Genomic DNA, 20,001 nt, shown 5'->3' on the forward strand with positions numbered 1-20,001 from the left:
CGAGGGGCCGGGGCGGTCAGCCCTGCCGGGTCGGTCGGATGGTCAGGTCGCCGATCTCCACGTCGTGGGGCTGGTCGATCACGAAGGCGATCGCGCGGGCCACTGCCGTGGGGTCGATCCCGAGGTCGGCCATGTGCTGCCTGGTCCGCTCCCGCACGGCTGGGTCGTCCACGGCGTTGTCGATCAGTTCGGTACGGACGTAGCCGGGGGAGATCGACGTCGTCCGCAGGACCCCGGTCGTACTCTCCTGCCGCAGGCCTTCCAGCAGGGTGCGGACCGCGTTCTTCGTCCCGGCGTACACCGCCTGGGTGGGGACGATCTTCAGGCCGGAGGTCGAGACGACCGTGACGAGGTGACCGCTGCCCTGGCGGGTGAACACGGGCAGGGCGGCGGCGATCCCGTGCAGGATGCCCTTGACGTTCACGTCGACCATCGCCGACCAGCCCTCGACGTCCAGGTCCGCGACGGGGCTGATCCTGCTGACCCCGGCGTTGCCCACCAGGACGTCCAGCCGGCCGAAGCGCTCGACGGCCAGGTCGACCAGCGACTGGAGATCGGCGGGCGTCGTGACGTCCACCCGGGTGGCGGTCGCCGTGCCGCCGGCGGCTTCGATCTCGGTGACCAGGCGGTCGAGCCGGTCCGTGCGGCGGGCGCCGAGGATGACGGAGGCGCCGTGTGCGGCGAGGTGGCGAGCCGTGGCTTCGCCGATCCCGCTGCTGGCGCCGGTGATCGCGACGACCTTGCCCTGGATGGTCATGAGGCTCCTCAGGCTAGACTGGACACATGTCCGGTTACCTCGACGACTCTAGCGGACACGTGTCCGCTTCCGCCAGTGGCACCGCGCCACGTGCCGACGCGCGGCGCAACCGCGAACGGATCCTCCGCGCGGCCCGCGAACTCGTGCACGAGCCGGGCGAGCTGAAGCTGAACGCCGTCGCGAAAGCCTGCGGAATCGGACAGGGCACGCTGTACCGGCACTTCCCCACCCGGGAGGACCTGCTCGCCGAGGTGTACCGCCGGGAGGTCGACGAGCTGGTCGCCGAGGCGCCGCGTCTGCTGGCGGCCCGCCCGCCGCTGGAGGCGTTGGCCGCCTGGTTCGACCGGGTGGCAGCCTATGCCCGGGTCAAGCGCGACGTCTTCGCCGCCGTCGAGGCGGCGACGTGGCGTGACCTCACCGCCCACAGCCTCGGCCCGATCGGCGAGGCGATCGAACTGCTGCTGGCCGCCGGCCGCTCCGCCGGCGGCATCCGCGCCGACGCCGACGCCCGCGACGTGATCGTGCTCATCAGTTGGCTGACCCGCCTGGACGACGCCGAACTCGACGCCCGGGGGCCGCGTCTGCTGTCGATCCTCGTCGACGGTCTGCGCGCACCGAACCCCTGAACGCGACGCCTTTCACGGGCCAGCCAGCTGGTCGCGGCGCCGGGTCAGGTACGCCGTCTCGGCGGCGTTCCCGGCCGACCCGACCGCCCGGTCGTACGCCGCCCGGGATTCCTGCACGCGGCCCAGCCGGCGCAGCAGCTCGGCGCGGGTGGCGTGGAAGGCGCGGTAGTCGGGCAGCGGCAGCTCGTCGACCTGTGCCAGGGCGACCTGCGGCCCGTCGAGTTCGGCGACCGCGATCGCCCGGTTCAGCCGTACGATCGGCGAGGGGTCGAGGCGGGTGAGCTGGTCGTAGAGGGCCACCACCTGCGACCAGTCGGTGTGCCGGGCGTCGGCGGCGTCGGTGTGCACGGCGTTGACGGCGGCGAGGATCTGGTAGCGCCCCGGGGGCCGGCCGGCGGCGATGAGCGCGCGGACCAGGGCGTGCCCCTCGGCGATCAGCCCCCGGTCCCAGCGTCCGCGGTCCTGCTCGTGGAGGGTGACGAGTTCACCGTCGACCGAGACCCGGGCCTCGCGGCGGGCCTCGGTCAGCAGCATCAGCGCCAGCAGCCCGGCGGTCTCGCCGTCGGCCGGCAGCAGGGCACGGACCAGCCGGGTCAGCCGGATCGCCTCGGCGGTCAGCTCGGCGCGGACCGGTTCCCGCCCGGGGTCCGAGGCCAGGTAGCCCTCGTTGAAGATCAGGTAGAGGACGGCCAGCACGCCGGTGACCCGGGCCGGCAGATCCTCCCGCGACGGCACACCGTACGGGATCCGGGCGGCTCTGATCTTCGCCTTCGCCCGGGTGATCCGCCGGCCCATGGCGGCCTCCTCGACCAGGAAGGCGCGGGCGATCTCGCCCACCGTCAGGCCGCCGACCATCCGCAGGGTCAACGCGACCCGGGCCTCCATGGCCAGGGCGGGATGGCAGCAGGTGAAGATCAGGCGGAGCCGGTCGTCGTCGATGGCGCCGAGCGGCTCGGCGGGGTGGAACAGCATCAGCGCCTCCCGGTGCTTCTCCTCCCGCCGCACCTCGCGCCGGAGCCGGTCGACGGCCCTGCGGTACGCGGTGGTGGTGAGCCAGCCGCCGGGGTTGGGTGGGACGCCGGCGACCGGCCAGCGTTGCACCGCCGAGGCGAACGCCTCGGCGGCCATCTCCTCGGCGACGTCGAGGTCCCCGAGCCGGCGGGCGAGGGTGGCGACCAGCCGGGCCCACTCCTCGCGGTGGACCCGGCCGATCACCTCGTCGACGTCGGTCACTCGCCGAGGATCGGCCGCAGCTCGACCCGCCGGTTGCAGCTCCTCGACCCCTCGGTGGCCAACCGCAGCGCCACGTCGAGGTGGGGCGCCTCGACGATCCAGAAGCCGATGACGTGTTCCTTCGACTCCAGGTAGGGCCCGTCGGTGACGATCGGCCCCGGCCGCCGGCCGTCGACGACGGTGGCCGCGTCAGGCGAGGCCAGACCAGCGGCGAACATCCAGTGGCCGTCGGCCCGGAGCTTCGCGTTGAAGACGTCGATCGCGGCCATCTCCTCGGCGGTGGCCGGGTCGGTCGAGTCGTGGAGCACGGACATCAGGTACTGCGCCATCACCGATCATCTCCTGTGCACGTTGGCCGCCCGGGTAGGCCGCCGTACACCGCTGCTACGACCGCCGCCGCCCGGATCGGACCGGCGCCGGCACGGTTTCCCGGTTGATTCTTCTCCCGAGGTGGTCGGGCACGAGATGGTGGGCTTCCGACACACCATGTGCGTCGTCGACAAGAGGCGGTAGGACGGCCCGGCCGGGCCGTGGCGCAGTCCACGAGGGTGCGGCAACTCCTCCCACTTGAACGTATATCGCACCCCGGGTCTTGCCGCAAGACCCGGGTGCGGGCGCAGAATCGTCGGCCGGGCCCCGAAACGGGCGGGGTGAACGGGGGACGACGCGTGCATGCGGGGGCCGACCCGTCCGCGGACGCAGCGTCGTTGAACCGCTGACGGCATCGGAGGCACGGGGATGAATCAGCAGGACGTGCGCGGTCTGCACGAGGTCGACGAGACGCAACGGGCGCTCGTCGGCGGCAAGGGCGCATACCTGGGGGCGCTGTCGCGGATCGAGGGCGTCTCGGTGCCGCCCGGCTTCTGCGTGACGACGCACGCGTTCGGGCGGACGCTGGCCGGCGTCCCGTCGATCGGAGACAAGCTCGACCAGCTGGCCCGCCTCGACCCGGACGACCGGGAGGCGGTCCGCGCGCTGGCGGCGCGGATCCGGCGCGACGTCGAGGAGGCCGCCCTCCCCGAGGACCTGGCGGCGGAGATCACCCGGGCGGTGAAGGATCTGGGCGAGCACGACGCGTACGCCGTGCGGTCCAGCGCGACGGCGGAGGACCTGCCCACCGCCTCCTTCGCCGGCCAGCAGGACACGTACCTGAACGTCGTCGGCGCGGCGGCGGTCCTGCGGGACGTCCGGCGCTGCTGGGCCTCGCTCTTCACCGAGCGCGCGGTGGCCTACCGGCAGCGCAACGGCATCGACCACCGGGCGGTCCGGATGGCCGTGGTCGTGCAGAAGATGGTCCTCCCGCAGGTGGCGGGTGTCCTGTTCACCGCCGACCCGGTCACCTCGAACCGGACGGTGGCCTCGGTGGAGGCCGGCTTCGGCCTCGGCGAGGCGCTGGTCGCCGGCCTGGTCGACCCGGACACCTACCGGGTACGCGACGGCCGGATCGTCGAACGTTCGGTCGCCGCCAAGCGGGTCGCCGTGCACGCCCTGCCCGGCGGCGGGACGACCCGGGCGGCGGTCGAGCCGCGACGCCAGCGGGAACCGGCGCTCACCGACGAGCAGGTGCTGCGGCTGGTGCGCCTCGGCCGGCGGATCGAGGCCCACTTCGGCCGGCCCCAGGGCATCGAGTGGTGCCTGGTCGACGACGAGTTCCACGTGGTGCAGAGCCGGCCGGTCACCACGCTCTTCCCGGTCCCCGAGGCCGACGACGACGCCAACCACGTGTACGTCTCCGTCGGTCACCAGCAGATGATGACCGACGCGATGAAGCCGCTGGGCTGGTCGATGTGGCAGCTGACCGCCATCGCGACGATGCACGCCGCCGGTGGCCGGCTCTTCGTCGACGTCACCGACACCCTGACGTCGCCGGCCCGCCGCGCCGGCCTGCTGGAGCTGGTGGGCCGGGGCGACCCGCTGGTACGCGACGCGCTGGAGACCGTCGTCGACCGCGGCGACTTCCTCCCGGAACCGCCCGACCAGCCGACGCCCCCACCGCCGCCGCGCGCGGCGCCCGAGCCGGTCGAGGCCGATCCGGCGACCGTCACCGAGCTGGTCTCCCGTAGCGAGGCGGCCCTCGCCGCCCTGCGCCGTGACATCGCGGCGACGTCCGGGCCGGCGCGGTTCGACTCCCTGCTGGCCGCCTTCGAGGAGCACAAGCGGTTGGTACGCGACCCGCTGAGCATGCAGGTGATCATGGCCGGGATGGACGCCTCCTGGTGGCTCAACGAGCACCTGCGGGAGTGGCTGGGCGAGAAGAACGCGGCCGACACCCTCACCCTGTCCGCGCCCGGCAACATCACCTCGGAGATGGGCCTGGCCCTGCTGGACGTCGCCGACGTCGTCCGCCCCCACCCGGAGGTGGTGGCCTTCCTGGAAAAGGCCACCGACGACGGTTTCCTGGACGAGCTGCCCGCCCTGCCCGGCGGGGAGCTGGCACGCGACGCGATCCACGGCTGGCTCGACCGCCACGGCATGCGCTGCGTCGGCGAGATCGACATCACCCGGCCCCGGTGGAGCGAACGCCCCGTCGCGCTGATCCCCCTGCTGCTGGAGAACGTCCGGAACTTCCCGCCCGGCGAGCGGGAGCGGCGCTTCGAGCGGGGCCGCCGCGCGGCGGCGGAGAAGGAACGGGACGTCCTGGCCCGGCTGCGGACCCTGCCGGACGGGCAGCGCAGGGCCGACGAGACCAAGCGGATGATCGACCGGGTCCGGACCTTCATCGGATACCGGGAGTATCCGAAGTACGCCATCGTCGGCCGCTACCTGGTCTACAAGCAGGCCCTGCTGGCGGAGGCGGCCGACCTGGTCCGCGACGGCGTGCTCCGCACCGAGGAGGACAGCTGGTTCCTCACCTTCACCGAGCTGCACGACGCCGTACGCACCCGGCGGGTGGATCGCGGGCTGATCAGCCGGCGCCGGGAGGAGTTCCGGTCGTACCGGACGCTCACCCCGCCCCGGGTGCTCACCTCCGACGGGGAGTGCCTCGACGGGGCGTACCGGCGCGACGACGTGCCGGCCGGCGCGCTGGTCGGCCTGCCCGTCTCCACCGGCGTCGTGGAGGGCCGGGCCCGGATCGTCCACGACATCGCCGCGGCCGACCTGGAACCCGGCGACATCCTGGTCACCGCGTTCACCGACCCGAGCTGGTCACCCCTGTTCGTCGCGGTCGCCGGGCTGGTGACAGAGGTGGGCGGCCTGATGACCCACGGCGCGGTGATCGCCCGGGAGTACGGCCTGCCCGCCGTCGTCGGGGTCGCCGACGCCACCCGGCTGATCCGCGACGGGCAGCGGATCCGGGTGCACGGCGGCGACGGCTACGTGGAGTTGCTGAGCTGACGCCCTACAACCAGCTCTCCCGGGCGTCCAGGGTGGTCCGGTCCAGGCTCTCCAGCAGGTCGAACTGCGGGCCGGTCCGGGGCAGCTCGTAGCGGAAGAAGTACCGCGCCGCCTGCCGCTTCCCGGCCAGGAAGTCCCCCTCGGGGCCGTCCGGTGAGCCCAGCGCCTCCACCGCGAGCAGCTGCTCCAGCCACATCCACGCGACCACCACGTGGCCGACGGCCTCCAGGTAGACCGAGGCGTTGGCCAGGGCGACCTCCGGGTCCCCGCCGCCCCACAGCCGCCGGGTGACCAGGGCGATCCGGTCGACCGCCGCGCCCAACTGGCCGGCCAGCTCCGCCGCGGGGCCGTCCGCCTTCCAGGCCCGGTGCACGGTGGCCCGGATCGTCTCCAGCATCAGCTCCAGCCCGGCCCCGCCCTGCATGGTGACCTTGCGGCCGAGCAGGTCGAGGGCCTGGATGCCGTGGGTGCCCTCGTGGATCGGGTTGAGCCGGTTGTCCCGCCAGTGCTGCTCGACGTCGTAGTCGCGGGTGTAGCCGTACCCGCCGTGCACCTGGATGGCCAGGTCGTTGGCGGCCAGGCACCACTGCGACGGCCAGCTCTTGGCGATCGGGGTGAGCAGGTCCAGCAGCAGGTGGGCCCGGCGCCGGTCCTCCTCGGCGGGCGCCGAGCGCTCCTCGTCGAGCAGCCGTCCGCAGTAGAGCACCAGCGCCAGGGCTCCCTCGACGTAGCTCTTCTGCGCCAGCAGCATCCGGCGTACGTCCGGGTGGGCGATGATCGGCACCTGCGGGGCGGTCGGGTCCTTGTCGGCGACCGGCCGGCCCTGCGGGCGCGTCCGGGCGTACGCCAGGGACTTCAGGTAGCCGGTGTAGCCCAGCGCGGTCGCGCCGGCGCCCACCCCGATCCGCGCCTCGTTCATCATGTGGAACATCTGCGCCAGCCCCTGGTGGGCCTCGCCGACCAGGTAGCCGACCGCGCCGGGCTCACCCGCCGGCCGGTGTACGCCCTCGCCGAAGTTCAGCAGGGTGTTGGTGGTGCCCCGGTAGCCCATCTTGTGGTTGAGGCCGACCAGCACCACGTCGTTGCGGGCGCCGGGCGCGCCGTCCGGGCGCAGCAGCACCTTCGGCACGATGAACAGCGAGATGCCCTTGACGCCCGGCGGGCCGCCGGGGATGCGGGCCAGCACCAGGTGGACGATGTTCTCGGAGAGCTCGTGGTCGCCCGCGGAGATCCACATCTTGGTGCCGAAGAGCCGGTACGTCCCGTCGTCGCGCGGCTCGGCTCGGGCGGTGATGTCCGCCAGCGAGCTGCCGGCCTGCGGCTCGGACAGGCACATGGTGCCGAAGAACCGGCCCTCGAGCATCGGGCGTACCCAGGTGTCGATCTGCTCGTCGCTGCCGTGGGCGAGCAGCAGGTTGGCGTTGCCCAGGGTCAGGAACGGGTACGACGAGGTGCCCACGTTCGCCGCCTGGAACCAGGCGAAGCAGGCGGCGGAGACCACCTGCGGCAGCTGCATCCCGCCGACCCGCTCGTCCATCGCGGCGGCGAGCAGCCCGGTCTCGGCGAAGGCGTCGAGGGCGGCCCGCACCTCGGGGATGATGTGCACCCGACGACCGTCGAAGGTCGGCTCGGCCAGATCCGCGGCCCGGTTGTGCGGGGCGAAGTGGTCGGTGGCCACCCGCTCGGCCAGGTCGAGGGCGTCGTCGAAGGTCTCCCGGGAGTGCTCGGCATAGCGGGGACGCTCGGTGAGCCGGGTGACGTCGAGCCAGTCGAAGAGCAGGAAGCGCAGGTCACGGCGGGACAGCAGGGTGGACGACACGGGTCTCCTCTCCAAGGCCCGCGCAGGCGGCGGGTCGGGGCGGCCCTCCGACCGTACGCCTCAACCCTGACGCAGGCCCGCGACGCCCTCGCGCAGGTCGTGCTGGCTGATCGGGCCGACCGGCCCGCCGCCGGTCGCCTCGGCCATCGCCTTGGCCAGTTGCACCCGGCGCAGGATCTCCCGGATGTCGGCGCCGGTGAGGCCCGGGGTGAGGGCGGCCAGCTCGGCGGGGTCGACGTCGTCGCCGAACATCCGGAACCCGACGCGCTCGTGCCGGGCGATCAGCTCGCGGATCATCTTGGCGATGATCGCCGTCCGGCCGGCCTCGTCGGGCAGCGGGATCGCCACCTTGATGTCGAAGCGTCCGGAGCGGGTCAGCGAGGCGTCCACCCGGTGCGGGAAGTTCGTGGTGGCCACCACGATGACGTTCGGGTTCTCCTCGATGAGGGTGTTCATCTCCTGCTTGAAGATCCCGGCGACCGCGTTGACGGCCTGGCTCGCGGCGTCCCCGCCGGCGCCGGCGTAGCTGATGATGCTGTCGAACTCGTCGAAGAGCATCACCGTCGGCTCCCGGTAGCGGCGGGCGTCGCGAAAGATCTGCTTGATGTTGCGTTCCGAGCCGCCCAGATATTTGTCGAGGATCTCCGGGGTGCGGATCTCCACGAACTCGGCGCCGATCTCGTTGGCCAGCGCCCGGGCCAGCATGGTCTTGCCGGTGCCGGGCGGGCCGTACATCAGGATGCCCTGCGGCCGGCGGGCGCCCCAGCGGGCCATCACCGCCGGGTGCCGGAACGAGACGGCGATCTCCCGGAACCGGGCCACCACCTCGTCCAGGCCGCCCACCATGTCCAGGGTCACGGTCTCGCTGCGCGGCGCGCTCGCCGACACCGTCGGCGCCACCGCCCGGCCCAGCACGTACGTCCGCCCGCGCAGCACCCGCGGCTGCGGGTCGTCGCCGGCCAGCTCGCGTACGGTCTGCAGGACCAGCCCGACGGCGGCCCGCAGGTGGGCGGGGGTGACCCGGTCGCTGGCGACGGCCGCCCGCACGGTGGCGGTACGCGCGCCGTCCGGCCCCTCCTGCTGGTCGACCTCCGGTCGCAGCCCCAGCTCCTCGGCGGTACGCAGCACGGCCGCGCCGGCCGGGTCGGGCCCGCGGTCGGCGACCGCGGTGGCCGCCGGGACGACCAGGCCGAGCCGCCGGGTGGCCTCGGCGGCCATCCGGCCGGCGCCGGCGATCACCCGGCCCGCCGCCGGGTCGGCGGCGGCGAGCCGGCGGGCGAGCAGCACCCCGACCGGCCCGACGGCGCCCAGCGCGAGCAGCCCGCCGGCCAGGCCGGCGGCGCCGCCGCGGACCTCCGCGTCGAAGTGGTGGACCGGGGAGCCGGCCGTCTCGTCCACCCGGACGGTGAGCCGGACCTCGCGCACCGGCGCCGGGAAGTAGCAGCCGGCGAAGAGCTCCACCGGGTGCGACCGGGCCTCGGCCAGCAGCGCCGCGGGGTCGAGGATCGTCACCTCGGCGCCGAACAGCTCGAAGCGTTCGGCGCCGGGTCGAAGGTCGTGCCCCTGCTGCGTCATGCCGACCAGCTCCTCGCGTCGCGGTGGTGACCCGGGGCAAGTCTGACACCCACCCGGGTCACCTGCCACCGTTCGCCGCCGCTGGTCAGCCGTCCGGACCGGACGCGCGGGGGGCGCCGGTCAGGCGCCGGCGGCACCGGCCAGGGCCGGCACCCGGGGCTGCGCGGGAGCGTCGTCGACCGGCCGGTCCTGGGCCGGGCGGGCGTCGCGCCGGTTGGGCAGGCTCAGCCGGATGACCTTCCACCAGGCGGAGGCGACCTGCTTGGGCAGCGGGCCGGTGGTGTACGCCAGGCCGTAGCGGTCGAACAGGTCGCGGACCTTGGGGGCGATCTCCTGGTAGCGCTTGCTGGGCAGGTCGGGGAAGAGGTGGTGCTCGATCTGGAACGACAGGTTGCCGGTCATGATGTGCATCAGCCGGCTGCCGCTGATGTTGGCCGAGCCGAGCATCTGCCGCAGGTACCACTCCCCCTTGGTCTCCCCCTCGATGGACTTCTTCTCGAAGGTCTCGACGCCGTTGGGGAAGTGCCCGCACATGATCACCGAGTGGCTCCACACGTTGCGGACCAGGTTCGCGGTGAAGGTGGCGGCGAGGGTGCTGAGGAAGGACGGGCCGGACAGCAGCGGGTGCACGACGTAGTCCTTGAGGACCTGCTTGCGGATCTTGCGGCCGACGGCGCGGGCCCGCGCCCGGAACTCCGGCGACCTGTGCCGGCCCTTCTGCAGGTTGCGGCCCAGCTCCAGGTCGTACGCGGCGATGCCGTACTCGAAGAAGCAGGCGTTGAGGAAGTTCCACAGTGGTTGGCCGAGGTGCATCGGGTGCCACTTCTGGTCCTCGTCGACCCGCATGATGCCGTACCCGAGGTCGTTGTCCTTGCCGAGCACGTTGGTGTACGTGTGGTGCAGCTGGTTGTGCGAGTGCTTCCACTGGGCGGCCGGGGAGACGTGGTCCCACTCCCAGGTGGTGGAGTGGATCTTCGGGTCGCGCATGAAGTCGTACTGGCCGTGCAGGATGTTGTGGCCGATCTCCATGTTCTCCAGGATCTTGGCCACCGACAGGCCGGCGGTGCCGACCAGCCAGGCCGGCGGGAACAGCGAGAAGAGCAGCACCGCGCGGCTGCTGATCTCCAGCGTCCGCTGCGTCTTGATCACCTTGCGGATGTACGCCGCGTCGCTCTCGCCCCGGCTCGCGATGACCTCGTCGCGGATGGCGTCGAGTTCCTTGCCGAGCGACTCGATGTCCTCGGCGGTCAGGTGCGCGATCGGGTTGTCGGCCTTCTTCTGGATCACGGTCACGTCCGGTTCCTCCGTCAGAGTTCGATGTCGCAGGGGCCGGCCGCCGCCGACACGCAGGTCTGGATGAGCACGCCGTCGCCGGGTTCGGCGGTGGTCAGGTCCCCGTTGCGCAGGTCCCGCACGGAGCCTTCGCGCAGCGGGACCACGCAGCCGAAACAGATGCCCATCCGGCAGCCCGAGGGCATCAGCACGCCGGCCTGCTCGCCGGCCTCCAGGATGGGGGTGGCGCCGTCGGCCGCCACGGTCACCGTCGAGCGGGCGAAGGTCACCGTGCCGCCCTCGCCGACCGCGGCCACCGAGCGGCGGAACCGCTCGACGTGCAGCCGGTCGGCGACGTCCCGGGTGGCCCAACGCTCCCCCAGCGCGTCGAGCAGCCCGACCGGGCCGCAGGCCCAGGTCTGCCGGTCGAGGTGGTCGGGGACCAGCTCGGCCAGCTCGTCGACGCCGAGCAGGCCGTGGACGTCGGTGTGCCGCTCCACGAGCCGGATGACGCCCCGGTCGGCGAGGTCCCGCAGCTCGGCGCCGAAGATGACGTCCTCGGGCCGGGGCGCGGAGTGCACCAGCACCACGTCCGCGCCGCGGTGCGCCCCGGAGCGGAGCATCCCCATCACCGGGGTGACGCCGCTGCCGGCGGTGACGAAGAGCAGTCGCTCCGGCGTCGCCGCAGGCAGCACGAAGTCGCCCTGCGCCTGGTCGAGGTGGACCAGCGTGCCGGGTCGGACCCGGCGGACCAGGTGGTTGCTGACCCTGCCGTCCGGGATGGCCTTGACGGTCACCGTGATGCAGCCGTCGGGCCGGTCGGGCGGCGAGGTCACCGAGTACGCCCGCCACTGGCGGACCCCGTCGACGTCGACGCCGAGCCGGACGTACTGGCCGGGGGTGTGCCCGCGCCAGCCGCGGCCGGGGCGGATGACCAGGGTCGCCGCGTCCGGGGTCTCCGGCTCGACGGCGACGATCCGGCCGCGCAGGTCGGCGCCGGAGCGCAGCGGGGCGACCAGGTCGAGGTAGTCCTGCGGCAGCAGCGGGGTGGTCACCGTCTCGGCGAGGCGCAGCATCCTGTCCCGGAGGGTCACCTTCTCGGGAGGACGCGGGACAGTTGTGGTCATACGACCAGCGTGACCGGCCGAATCGCATAACATCTTGACCGGCAAAGGTGAATTACTCGCAGGTTTTTGTTCGGAGAGTACAAACGATGTCCGACGAGTCGACCACGACGCGGCGCGCCGCCCACCTGGAACTCGACGAGTGGGTGGCCGGCCGGCTGCGCGACCGGCTGCCCATGGTCGCCGAACGGACGGTGAGCGCGATCACCGCCGAGGTGCCCAGCTATTCCGGCGCCCTCACCGGCTCGATGCGGGAAAAGATCCAGAACGCGGTACGCATCGCCCTGGGCACGTTCCTCCAGCTCATCGAGGGTACCCAGTCCTCGGCCGACCCGAGCACCCCGCTCACCCCCGCCCTGGAGGCGGCGTACGCGCTGGGCAGCGGGGAGGCCCGCTCGGGGCGGAGCATGGACGCGCTGCTGGCCGCGTACCGGGTGGGGGCCCGGGTGGCCTGGCGGGAGGTCTCCACCACCACCGTGCGCAGCGGCCTGTCCGCCGAGACGGTGGCCGAGTTCGCCGAGCTGATGTTCGCCTACATCGACGAGCTCTCCGCCGCCAGCGTGGCCGGACACGCCGACGAGCTGGCCAGCGCGGGTCGGGTCCGGCGGCGCTACCTGGAACGGCTCACCCAGCAACTGCTGGCCGGCGAGGTCGAGGAGACCCTGCGGCGCAGCGCCGAACGGGCCGACTGGCCGACGCCGCAGACCCTCACCGTGGTGCTGCTGCCCCGCAGCAACGTCCGGTCGGTGCTGGCCCTGCTCAGCCCGCACACCCTGGAGAGCGAGGAGGACCGGCCCGGGGTCGACCTGGCCGAGGAGATGGCGGTGCTGCTGGTGCCGGACATGCACGGCGCCCGCCGCCGGCAGCTGGCCCGGGTGCTGCACGGGCACCGGGCGGTGCTCGGTCCGGTCCGGGCCTGGACCCGGGTCGCCCACTCCTACCGGCGGGCCGCCCGGGCACTGAGCATCGGGTTGGGCCCGGTGGACGGTGGTCCGGTGCTCGACACCGAGCAGCACCTGGCCGAGCTGGTGCTCAGCATGGACCCGGAGGGGCTGGCCGACCTGCGCGCCCAGGTGCTGGAGCCGCTGGCCGGGCTGCCCCCGGCGACCGCCGCCCGGCTTGCCGAGACGCTGCGCTCCTGGCTGCTGCACCAGGGCCGACGCGACGATGTCGCCGCCGACCTGTTCGTCCACCCGCAGACCGTGCGTTACCGGATGGGCAAGCTGCGGGAGCTGTACGGCGACCGGCTGCACGATCCCGCCGTCGTGCTGGACCTGACCCTCGCCCTGGCCATGCCACCTGCGGCCGAGCCGGCCGACTGAGCCGCCCGGCGGCCGGGCCGGCCGACCAGGGCCGGACGGCCCTGGTCGGCCCCGGGCGCGTCACCCAGGGTGAAGGGGGACGCGCATCGAGGAGGCCACCATGACCCAGCCGTCGACCTGGACCGACCAGCCGCCGCTGGTACGGGTGCTGGAGGCCGCGGCCCGGCAGTCCCTGTACGCCCCGTCGGTGTTCAACACCCAACCGTGGCGCTGGCGGGTCACCGCCGGTTCGCTGGAGCTGCACGCCGATCCGGGGCGCCGGCTGGCCACCACCGACCCGGACGGCCGGCTGCTCACCCTGAGCTGCGGCACGGCGCTGCACCACGCCCGGGTCTCGCTGGCCGCGGCCGGCTGGACGGTCGGCGTGGAGCGCTTCCCGGACCGCTCGGACCCGGCGCTGCTGGCCCGGCTCACGCCGGCCGGCCCGGTGCCGCTGGACCTGGCCGCCGCGCGGCTGGTCGAGGCGATCCCCCGCCGGCGCACCGACCGCCGGGCGTACGGCGACCGGCCGGTGCCCCGGGAGCTGTTGTCCCGGCTGCGGGCGACGGTGGAGGACGAGGGCGCGTTCCTGCACGTGGTTCGGCTGGACCAGATGCCGATGCTGGCCGTCTCCACCGCCCGGGCGGCCGCCGCCGAGCTGGCCGACCCGGGTTACCGGGGCGAGCTGCACGAGTGGACGCACCGGCCGGAGGGCAGCGGGGACGGGGTTCCGACGGCCACCGCGGTCCGCCCGGCGCCGCGCCGGGTGCCGGTCCGGGACCACGCCCCGGGCGAGGCGGCCGTGCTGAGCCCGGGCACCGACTTCGACCGCGGGGCCGCGTACGTGCTGCTCTTCGGGGACCGGGACGACGCGGTGGGCTGGCTGCGCGGCGGCGAGGCGCTCTCCGCGCTGCTGCTCTCCGCCACCGCAGAGGGCCTGTCGGCCGCCCCGATCAGCGACGCCATCGAGCTGGCCTGGCCGCGCCGGATGATGCGCGACCTGCTGGCCGGGGTGGGCGAGCCGTACCTGGTGGTGCGGCTGGGCTACGGCCATCCGAGGGCCGACCTGCCGGCCGCGCCGCGGCGGTCGGCGGCCGAGGTCATCGAGTTCGGTGACGGTCTCACGACGGGTCCATGACAGTCGCATGACAAATCGCCGGCAACCGGTGCGAAACGTTTCGGCGGCTGCCGGCGAGGGGCATCAGCCCGTCGACCACAACCCCTCGGAAGGACGATCACGTGGAAATCACCGGCATCTTCACCGCCATCATCATCGGTTTGATCATCGGCGCGCTGGGCCGGCTGGTGGTGCCGGGCAAGCAGAACATCCCGATCTGGCTCACCCTGCTGATCGGTGTGGTCGCCGCGATCCTCGGCACGCTGGTCGCCGCCGCGTTCGGGGTGGACGAGACCGCGGGCATCGACTGGATCGAGCTGCTCCTGCAGGTGCTCTTCGCCGCCGCCGGCGTGTGGCTGGCCGCCGGCGCGTACGGCCGCCGTCGGCACTGACCGCGACCCCACGGACCGGCCCACCGCACCCCGCGGCGGGCCGGTCGCGTGTCTCAGGCGTCGCGCCAGCCGTGCCGGGGCTCGTAGCCGAGCACCCGGCGGGCCTTGTCGATGCTGAGCAGCGTCTCGGTCCCGGTGACGGCCCGGCGGACCGGCACGTCGGGGAAGTACTCGGCGACCAGCTCGGCGCTGGGCCGGCTCATCACCGTGTCGGCGTTGGCGATGACGAAGACGTCCATCCCGGTGGCCCGGTGCTCCAGGGCACGGCGGACGGCCTGGGCGCCGTCCCGGGCGTCGATGTAGCCCCACATGTTCCAGGCGCGCAGCCGCGGGTCCGCGTCGTAGCCGGGGAAGTCGGCGTAGTCGGCCGGCTCCATCACGTTGGAGAAGCGCAGCCCGATCGCCTTCAGCCGCGGCTCCCACCGGCAGAACTGGGCGACCATCTGCTCCTCCAGGTGCTTGGCCAGCGCGTAGGAGGTCTCCGGCCGGGCCGGGTACGCCTCGTCCACCGGCACGTACGGCGGCGGGCTCTCGTCGAAGGGCAGGCCGAGCAGCGTCTCGCTGGAGGCCCAGACCACGTTGTGGATGCCGGCGGCCCGGGCGGCGGCGAAGACGTGATGGGTGGCGGTGATGTTGTGGGTGAAGGTGGCGGCGTTGCCGGTCACCCCCGGCCCCGGGATGGCCGCCAGGTGCACCAGCGCGTCCACCCCGGCGTACCGGCTGTCGATGCCGGTCAATGCCTCCAGCACCTGTCCGTAGTCGCCCAGGTCGATCCGGGTGAACGGGCAGCGGGGCTGCGCCGGTGGCGCGAGGTCGAGGTTCACCACCTCGTAGCCGTGGTCGAGCAGTTCGTCGACGACGGCACGGCCGAGCTTGCCACTGCCACCGGTGACCGCGACGCGGGTCATGGACACACACCTCCGTAGGACGGTTGCCCCCATTCCTACCCGGTGGGCCGCTCAGTCACCGGAGGCGGTGGCGGGCGATCCAGGCCGCGTTCAGCGCGTCGGCCTGCCGCCGGTGCGCGGGCGTCACCGCCCGCCCGGCCGGCAGGTCGAGGCCGAGGAAGTCCAGCACGCCGAGGGTCACCCCGACCGGGTCCGCCGCCAACTCCTCGTAGCGCACCGGATGCGGGCGTACGCCGTGCCGGTCGAACCAGTCCCGCCACGCCGCATCGTGCGCGGCGATGGTGGCCAGCAGCCCGTCGATGGCCGCCCGGTCGTAGCGCGCCGCTCCCCCGCCGCCGGCGGCGCCGCTGATCTCGCCGTTGCCGCCGACGAACCAGCGGCCGGTCTGCTCGGCGCGCAACCAGGACACCGCCTGGGCCAGCGGATCGGCCCGGCGCAGGTGGACGAAGCGGACCCGACCGAACGCGCGTTCCAGCAACGCCAGGTCGCCGTGGCTGTCGGGATGGACGGTGGCCAGCCGGGCGACCAGCTCGGCCGGCGTGCCCCACATCAGCTTCGCCCCGAACACCCCGTTGCCGGTCCGGCCGGTCGCCAGGGCGGCGGCCAGGAAGTCCCGGTGATCGACGCCGCCGTCGGGGTCTCGGTGCAGCCCCCACCGGTCGGCCCAGAGCGGCTCGTCCGGCGTGCGGAAGTACGCCTGCGGCCGTCCCGCCACCCCGGTGGACTCCAGCAGCCCGAGCAGCAGCGAACTGCCGGTGCGCGGGGTGGCGCAGACGAAGTACGCGTCGACGTCGCGGGCCATCCGGCCACCGTAGACGTTTGCCGGCCGGCGCCGACGGGGATTTCCCGGCCCGTGACGGGGGTCGATGCGGTGGACGGGGTGCGGTTCGTACGGTCGCGGGGGCGGGTGCTGACCTGGCTGGCCGGCACCCTGGTCGCCGTCACGGCCGCCGCCGGCGCGGTCAACGCGCTGGTCCTCGACGAGCCGTGGTGGGATCTCTGGTCGGTGCTGCCCGTCTTCCTGATCGTCACCGTCGGGTCGTACGTCCAACTGGGCCGGCAGACCGGCCTGCCGCTGCTGGTGACCCCGGAGGAGCTGGTGCTCACCCGCGCGGACGGCTCGCCGCTGGTGATCGAGCGGGGAGCGCTCTCGGTGACCGAGGTACGCCGCCGGCGCCTGGTCCTGGTGGTGGCCGATCCGCGGCGTACCCGGCCGGTGCTCTCCGCGTACGAGTGGGGCGAGGTGGGCTTCTGGAACCAGTCCCGCGGGCGGCGGCCGCACGAGATCCAGGTGCCGCTGCTCGGCGTGCGTCCCGGGGTGGCGCGGCTGCGGGCGGCGCTGGCCGCGCCGGTCACCGGGGATCAGGCGGAGCGGGCGACCGACGCGCGGTAGTCGCGCGGGGATCGGCCGGTGGTGCGCTTGAACGCGACGCTGAGCGCGCTCTCCGAGCCGTACCCCACCTCCCGGGCGATGCCGGCCAGCGTGCCGTCGCCGCGCCGGATGCGGTCGGCGGCGAGTTCGATCCGCCAGCCGGTGAGGTAGTCGAGCGGTCCGCGGCCGACGACCTGCTTGAACCGGGCGGCCAGGGTGGAGCGGGACACCGCGGCGGCCCGGGCCAGCTCGGCGACGGTCCAGGGGTGCGCGGGCTCGGCGTGCATGGCCCGCAGGGCGGGGGCGACCACCGGGTCGGCCAGGCCGGCCAGCCAGCCGGACGTCGCGCCCCGGTCGAGGTGCAGGCGCAGGATCCGGATCAGCATCACCAGGGCGAGGTGCTCGGCGACCAGGCCGGCGGCCGGCGCCGAGGTACGCAACTCGGCGTCGATCTCCGCGACGGCCCACCGCACGGTGGCGGCCGCCGGGGTGGCCGCGGGCACGTGGATGACCGGGGGCAGGGCGTCCAGGAGCAGGTCGCGCCCGCGCTCGGTGAAGGAGAAGGCGCCGCCGACGAGGAACACGTCGTCGCCGGTGCCGGCCCGGGCCACCCCGTCGACGGCCGCCCGGAACAGCGGCTCGGCGGGTTCGGGCGCCGTGTCGAGGTCGCCGGCCAGCGTGAAGCCCAGCGGTTGGGTGAGCAGGTAGCAGTCCCCCTCGGCCAGGGTCACCGGCTCGGGAACCCCGTCGACCCGCAGCAGGCAGCCGCCGCGCCGCACGGCGTTGAACTTCACGCCCGCCGGTGGCGCGAAACGGACCGACCACCGGCCGCCGGCCGCCAGGGCGGCGGAGATCCGGCTGCTGGCGCCGACCAGAGCCAGCACGTCCGTCAAGGGATCCACCCGACCTCCTCTGGACGATGACTGAAGAATACTGGACGCATTCGTACGGAAAGTCCAGAACGGTGACCTACCGTGGACGCATGACAACCGCCTCCCGGTTCAGCACCCCGTTCACCGCCCGCACCACCGCCGCCGAGATCCTGGCCGGCGTGGACCTCACCGGCCGCCGGATGATCGTCACCGGCGGCGCGTCCGGGATCGGCGCGGAGACGGTCCGGGCCCTCGCCGGGGCCGGGGCGGAGGTCACCGTGGCCACCCGCAACCCGGGGGCGGCCGGGGACCTGGTCGCCGAGTTCCCCGGCCGGGTCCGGGCGACCGCCCTGGACCTGGCCGATCTGAACAGCGTCGACGCCTTCGTCGCCGGGTGGCAGGGGCCGCTGCACACGTTGGTCGCCAACGCCGGGATCATGGCGCCGCCGACCCGGCAGCTCACGGCGCAGGGCTGGGAGCTGCACCTCGCCACCAACCACCTGGGCCACTTCGCGCTCGCCCGCGGCCTGCACGACCCGCTGCGCGCCGCCGGCTCGGCGCGGGTGGTGCTGGTCAGCTCGGGTGCGCACCTGGCGCAGCCCTTCGACTTCGACGACCCGCACCTCGCCCGGCAGCCGTACGACCCGTGGGCGGCGTACGGGCGGTCGAAGACCGCGAACATGTTGATGGCGGTCGGCATCGCCCGGCGCTGGGCCGTCGACGGGGTCAGCGCCAACGCGATGAATCCCGGTTACGTCATGACCAATCTCCAGCGGTACCTGGACGACGAGACCCTGCGCGCGTTCGGCGTGTTGGGCGAGGCGGGCAACAGGATCACGCCGGACTACTACAAGACACCCGCCCAGGGCGCGGCGACCGCCGTGCTGCTGGCCGCGTCACCGCTGGTCGAGGGGGTCACCGGCCGGTACTTCGAGGACAACCAGGAGGTCGAGGTGGTGCCCGGCGGGCCGGGGACCACCGGCGGGGTGGCGGCGCACGCGGTGGACCCGGCCGCCGCGGACCGGCTCTGGGCATACAGCGAGCGGGAGCTGGCCGCCCGCTGAGCCTCGCGCAGGCGGCTGAGCGGACCGGTCCGCTCAGCGGGCCCGGGCCAGCCGTTCGTAGCCGGCGGTGGCGGCCACCAGCAGGGTCAGCAGCGCCAGCGCCCCGGCCGCGGGCAGCAGCCGGGCGACCGGCAGCAGCGCCACCGTCACGGCGGCCCCCACCAACTGCACCGGCCGGACCGGGCCGGCGGAGAGCCACAGGAAGAGCAGCCGGCCGGCGAGGAAGAGCGTGACCCCGCCGTACAGGGCGAAGGCGCCGGACCAGCTCAGCTCCCGGCCGCCGTGGTGGCCCCCGCCGTACGGCTCGGCAACCCGCGCGAGCACCTCCTCGACGCCGCAGGCAAGGTAGATCACGCCGACGATCAGCAGCAGGTGGGCCTGGCTGTAGGCGTCGGCGGCCATCCGGTCCCGCCGGCCGCCGGTGGCGGCGCCGAGGGCGCGGGCGCCGGCCGGCGCGGCGAGGTCGAAGTAGAGCGACCACAGGCAGATCGCCACCGCCAGGCCCAGCAGCGCGGCCCCGAGCACCCGCGGCTCCGTCACCGCCGCTCCGGCCCCGACGCCGGCCGCCGCCAGTGACTCGCCGAGCGCGATGATCAAGACCAGCCCGTGCCGTTCGGCGAAGTGGGTCACGCTGTGCAGCGGCCAGCCACCGCGCAGCGCGTACGACAGGCGCTGCCCGATGATCTCGACGACGAAGGCCGCCACCCAGAGCGCGGCCTGCGCGGCGCCGCCGAGCAGGGCGCCGAGCAGCAGTGGCGCCCAGGAGACCGCGCTGACCGTGGCGAACAGCCGGATCCGTCGGCGCAGGTCGGGGTGCTCCGCCGCCGCCCAGTGGTACAGGCCCAGGTGCAAACTGCGCAGCAGGATGTACGCCAGCGCCAGCAGCACCGGCGCGTCCAGTCCCGGCGCCGGGGTCCAGGCGCGCGGCATCACCAGGGCGGCGACGAAGAGCGCCGCCATGGCGACCAGCACACCGGCGCGCACCCCGCCGACGTCGAGCCGGACCTGGTTGCCCAACCAGGCGTACGACGACCAGGCGAGCCAGAGCAGCACCAGCAGGAGCAGGGCACGGGCCATCGCCGGCCCGGTCACCGGCCGCATCAGCGCCAGGATCCGGGTCAGCGCGAAGACGAAGACCAGGTCGAAGAAGATCTCGAACGGAACGGCCCGGTGGCCCCGGGGGGCCGGCGTCGGCGGCACGGTTTCGAGCGTAGGTGACCCGAGCGGGCCCGG

The 20,001-nt window shown here is 73.9% G+C and carries 18 protein-coding genes; 7 read left to right on the forward strand and 11 right to left on the reverse strand.

The window, feature by feature from the left end; translation table 11 throughout:
• Nucleotides 1-16 precede the first annotated feature (16 nt).
• Nucleotides 17-757, reverse strand: a complete 741-nt coding sequence (locus GA0070564_RS16610; protein WP_091609530.1) for an SDR family oxidoreductase — start codon at nucleotides 755-757, stop codon at nucleotides 17-19.
• A gap of 26 nt (nucleotides 758-783) precedes the next feature.
• Here GA0070564_RS16610 and GA0070564_RS16615 point away from each other — a divergent pair, with 26 nt between their 5' ends.
• Nucleotides 784-1,383 carry a TetR/AcrR family transcriptional regulator gene (locus GA0070564_RS16615; protein WP_091609531.1) on the forward strand — a complete coding sequence of 200 codons (600 nt, stop codon included), beginning with the start codon at nucleotides 784-786 and terminating at the stop codon, nucleotides 1,381-1,383.
• Between the two features lie 12 nt (nucleotides 1,384-1,395).
• Here the strand turns inward: GA0070564_RS16615 and GA0070564_RS16620 are convergent, their stop codons facing one another.
• Nucleotides 1,396-2,616 carry an RNA polymerase sigma factor gene (locus tag GA0070564_RS16620; RefSeq protein ID WP_091609532.1) on the reverse strand — a complete coding sequence of 407 codons (1,221 nt, stop codon included), beginning with the start codon at nucleotides 2,614-2,616 and terminating at the stop codon, nucleotides 1,396-1,398.
• Nucleotides 2,613-2,945: a YciI family protein gene (locus GA0070564_RS16625; protein WP_091609533.1), complete on the reverse strand. Its 333-nt coding sequence runs from the start codon at nucleotides 2,943-2,945 to the stop codon at nucleotides 2,613-2,615. Before GA0070564_RS16625 ends, GA0070564_RS16620 begins: the two co-directional genes overlap by 4 nt.
• A gap of 409 nt (nucleotides 2,946-3,354) precedes the next feature.
• Here GA0070564_RS16625 and rph point away from each other — a divergent pair, with 409 nt between their 5' ends.
• Nucleotides 3,355-5,952, forward strand: coding sequence for a rifamycin-inactivating phosphotransferase (gene rph, locus GA0070564_RS16630; RefSeq protein ID WP_091609534.1), 2,598 nt, complete (start codon nucleotides 3,355-3,357; stop codon nucleotides 5,950-5,952).
• A 4-nt stretch (nucleotides 5,953-5,956) separates the two neighbouring features.
• On the opposite strand, the gene GA0070564_RS16635 is transcribed toward rph, so the two are convergent.
• From GA0070564_RS16635 to GA0070564_RS16650, 4 genes are all read right to left on the reverse strand, one after another.
• Entirely contained in the window at nucleotides 5,957-7,771 is a 1,815-nt protein-coding gene (locus tag GA0070564_RS16635; protein WP_091609535.1) for an acyl-CoA dehydrogenase, read from the reverse strand.
• 60 nt (nucleotides 7,772-7,831) lie between these two features.
• Nucleotides 7,832-9,346, reverse strand: a complete 1,515-nt coding sequence (locus tag GA0070564_RS16640; protein ID WP_091609536.1) for an ATP-binding protein — start codon at nucleotides 9,344-9,346, stop codon at nucleotides 7,832-7,834.
• A 120-nt stretch (nucleotides 9,347-9,466) separates the two neighbouring features.
• Nucleotides 9,467-10,639, reverse strand: a complete 1,173-nt coding sequence (locus GA0070564_RS16645; RefSeq protein ID WP_091609537.1) for a fatty acid desaturase family protein — start codon at nucleotides 10,637-10,639, stop codon at nucleotides 9,467-9,469.
• Nucleotides 10,640-10,653: 14 nt separating this feature from the next.
• Nucleotides 10,654-11,745, reverse strand: a complete 1,092-nt coding sequence (locus GA0070564_RS16650; protein WP_091609538.1) for a ferredoxin reductase — start codon at nucleotides 11,743-11,745, stop codon at nucleotides 10,654-10,656.
• Between the two features lie 86 nt (nucleotides 11,746-11,831).
• Between GA0070564_RS16650 and GA0070564_RS16655 the strand changes: the two genes are divergently transcribed.
• The 3 genes from GA0070564_RS16655 to GA0070564_RS16665 all read left to right on the forward strand — a co-directional run bounded on the left by GA0070564_RS16655 (nucleotide 11,832) and on the right by GA0070564_RS16665 (nucleotide 14,552).
• Nucleotides 11,832-13,064, forward strand: a complete 1,233-nt coding sequence (locus GA0070564_RS16655) for a PucR family transcriptional regulator (RefSeq protein ID WP_091609539.1) — start codon at nucleotides 11,832-11,834, stop codon at nucleotides 13,062-13,064.
• A 100-nt stretch (nucleotides 13,065-13,164) separates the two neighbouring features.
• Entirely contained in the window at nucleotides 13,165-14,181 is a 1,017-nt protein-coding gene (locus GA0070564_RS16660; protein WP_091609540.1) for an Acg family FMN-binding oxidoreductase, read from the forward strand.
• A gap of 101 nt (nucleotides 14,182-14,282) precedes the next feature.
• Nucleotides 14,283-14,552 carry a GlsB/YeaQ/YmgE family stress response membrane protein gene (locus GA0070564_RS16665; protein ID WP_091609541.1) on the forward strand — a complete coding sequence of 90 codons (270 nt, stop codon included), beginning with the start codon at nucleotides 14,283-14,285 and terminating at the stop codon, nucleotides 14,550-14,552.
• A gap of 53 nt (nucleotides 14,553-14,605) precedes the next feature.
• On the opposite strand, the gene GA0070564_RS16670 is transcribed toward GA0070564_RS16665, so the two are convergent.
• Nucleotides 14,606-15,460 carry an NAD-dependent epimerase/dehydratase family protein gene (locus tag GA0070564_RS16670; protein ID WP_091609542.1) on the reverse strand — a complete coding sequence of 285 codons (855 nt, stop codon included), beginning with the start codon at nucleotides 15,458-15,460 and terminating at the stop codon, nucleotides 14,606-14,608.
• A gap of 55 nt (nucleotides 15,461-15,515) precedes the next feature.
• On the reverse strand, nucleotides 15,516-16,262 hold the full coding sequence (locus tag GA0070564_RS16675; protein ID WP_091609543.1) for a Stf0 family sulfotransferase: 747 nt from the start codon (nucleotides 16,260-16,262) through the stop codon (nucleotides 15,516-15,518).
• A 78-nt stretch (nucleotides 16,263-16,340) separates the two neighbouring features.
• Between GA0070564_RS16675 and GA0070564_RS16680 the strand changes: the two genes are divergently transcribed.
• Nucleotides 16,341-16,853 (forward strand): hypothetical protein, encoded by a 513-nt coding sequence (locus GA0070564_RS16680; RefSeq protein WP_141714785.1) that lies wholly within the window; start codon nucleotides 16,341-16,343, stop codon nucleotides 16,851-16,853.
• Here GA0070564_RS16680 and GA0070564_RS16685 read toward each other — a convergent pair.
• Nucleotides 16,823-17,734 (reverse strand): AraC family transcriptional regulator, encoded by a 912-nt coding sequence (locus GA0070564_RS16685; RefSeq protein ID WP_091609545.1) that lies wholly within the window; start codon nucleotides 17,732-17,734, stop codon nucleotides 16,823-16,825. The genes GA0070564_RS16680 and GA0070564_RS16685 overlap by 31 nt on opposite strands.
• Before the next feature lie 80 nt (nucleotides 17,735-17,814).
• On the opposite strand from GA0070564_RS16685, the gene GA0070564_RS16690 reads away from it, so the two are divergent.
• Nucleotides 17,815-18,768, forward strand: coding sequence for an SDR family NAD(P)-dependent oxidoreductase (locus GA0070564_RS16690; protein WP_091609546.1), 954 nt, complete (start codon nucleotides 17,815-17,817; stop codon nucleotides 18,766-18,768).
• 33 nt (nucleotides 18,769-18,801) lie between these two features.
• Here GA0070564_RS16690 and GA0070564_RS16695 read toward each other — a convergent pair whose 3' ends face one another.
• Nucleotides 18,802-19,968 (reverse strand): low temperature requirement protein A, encoded by a 1,167-nt coding sequence (locus GA0070564_RS16695; RefSeq protein ID WP_091609547.1) that lies wholly within the window; start codon nucleotides 19,966-19,968, stop codon nucleotides 18,802-18,804.
• Nucleotides 19,969-20,001 lie beyond the last annotated feature (33 nt).

This window comes from Micromonospora mirobrigensis (assembly GCF_900091555.1).
Classification (GTDB): domain Bacteria; phylum Actinomycetota; class Actinomycetes; order Mycobacteriales; family Micromonosporaceae; genus Micromonospora; species Micromonospora mirobrigensis.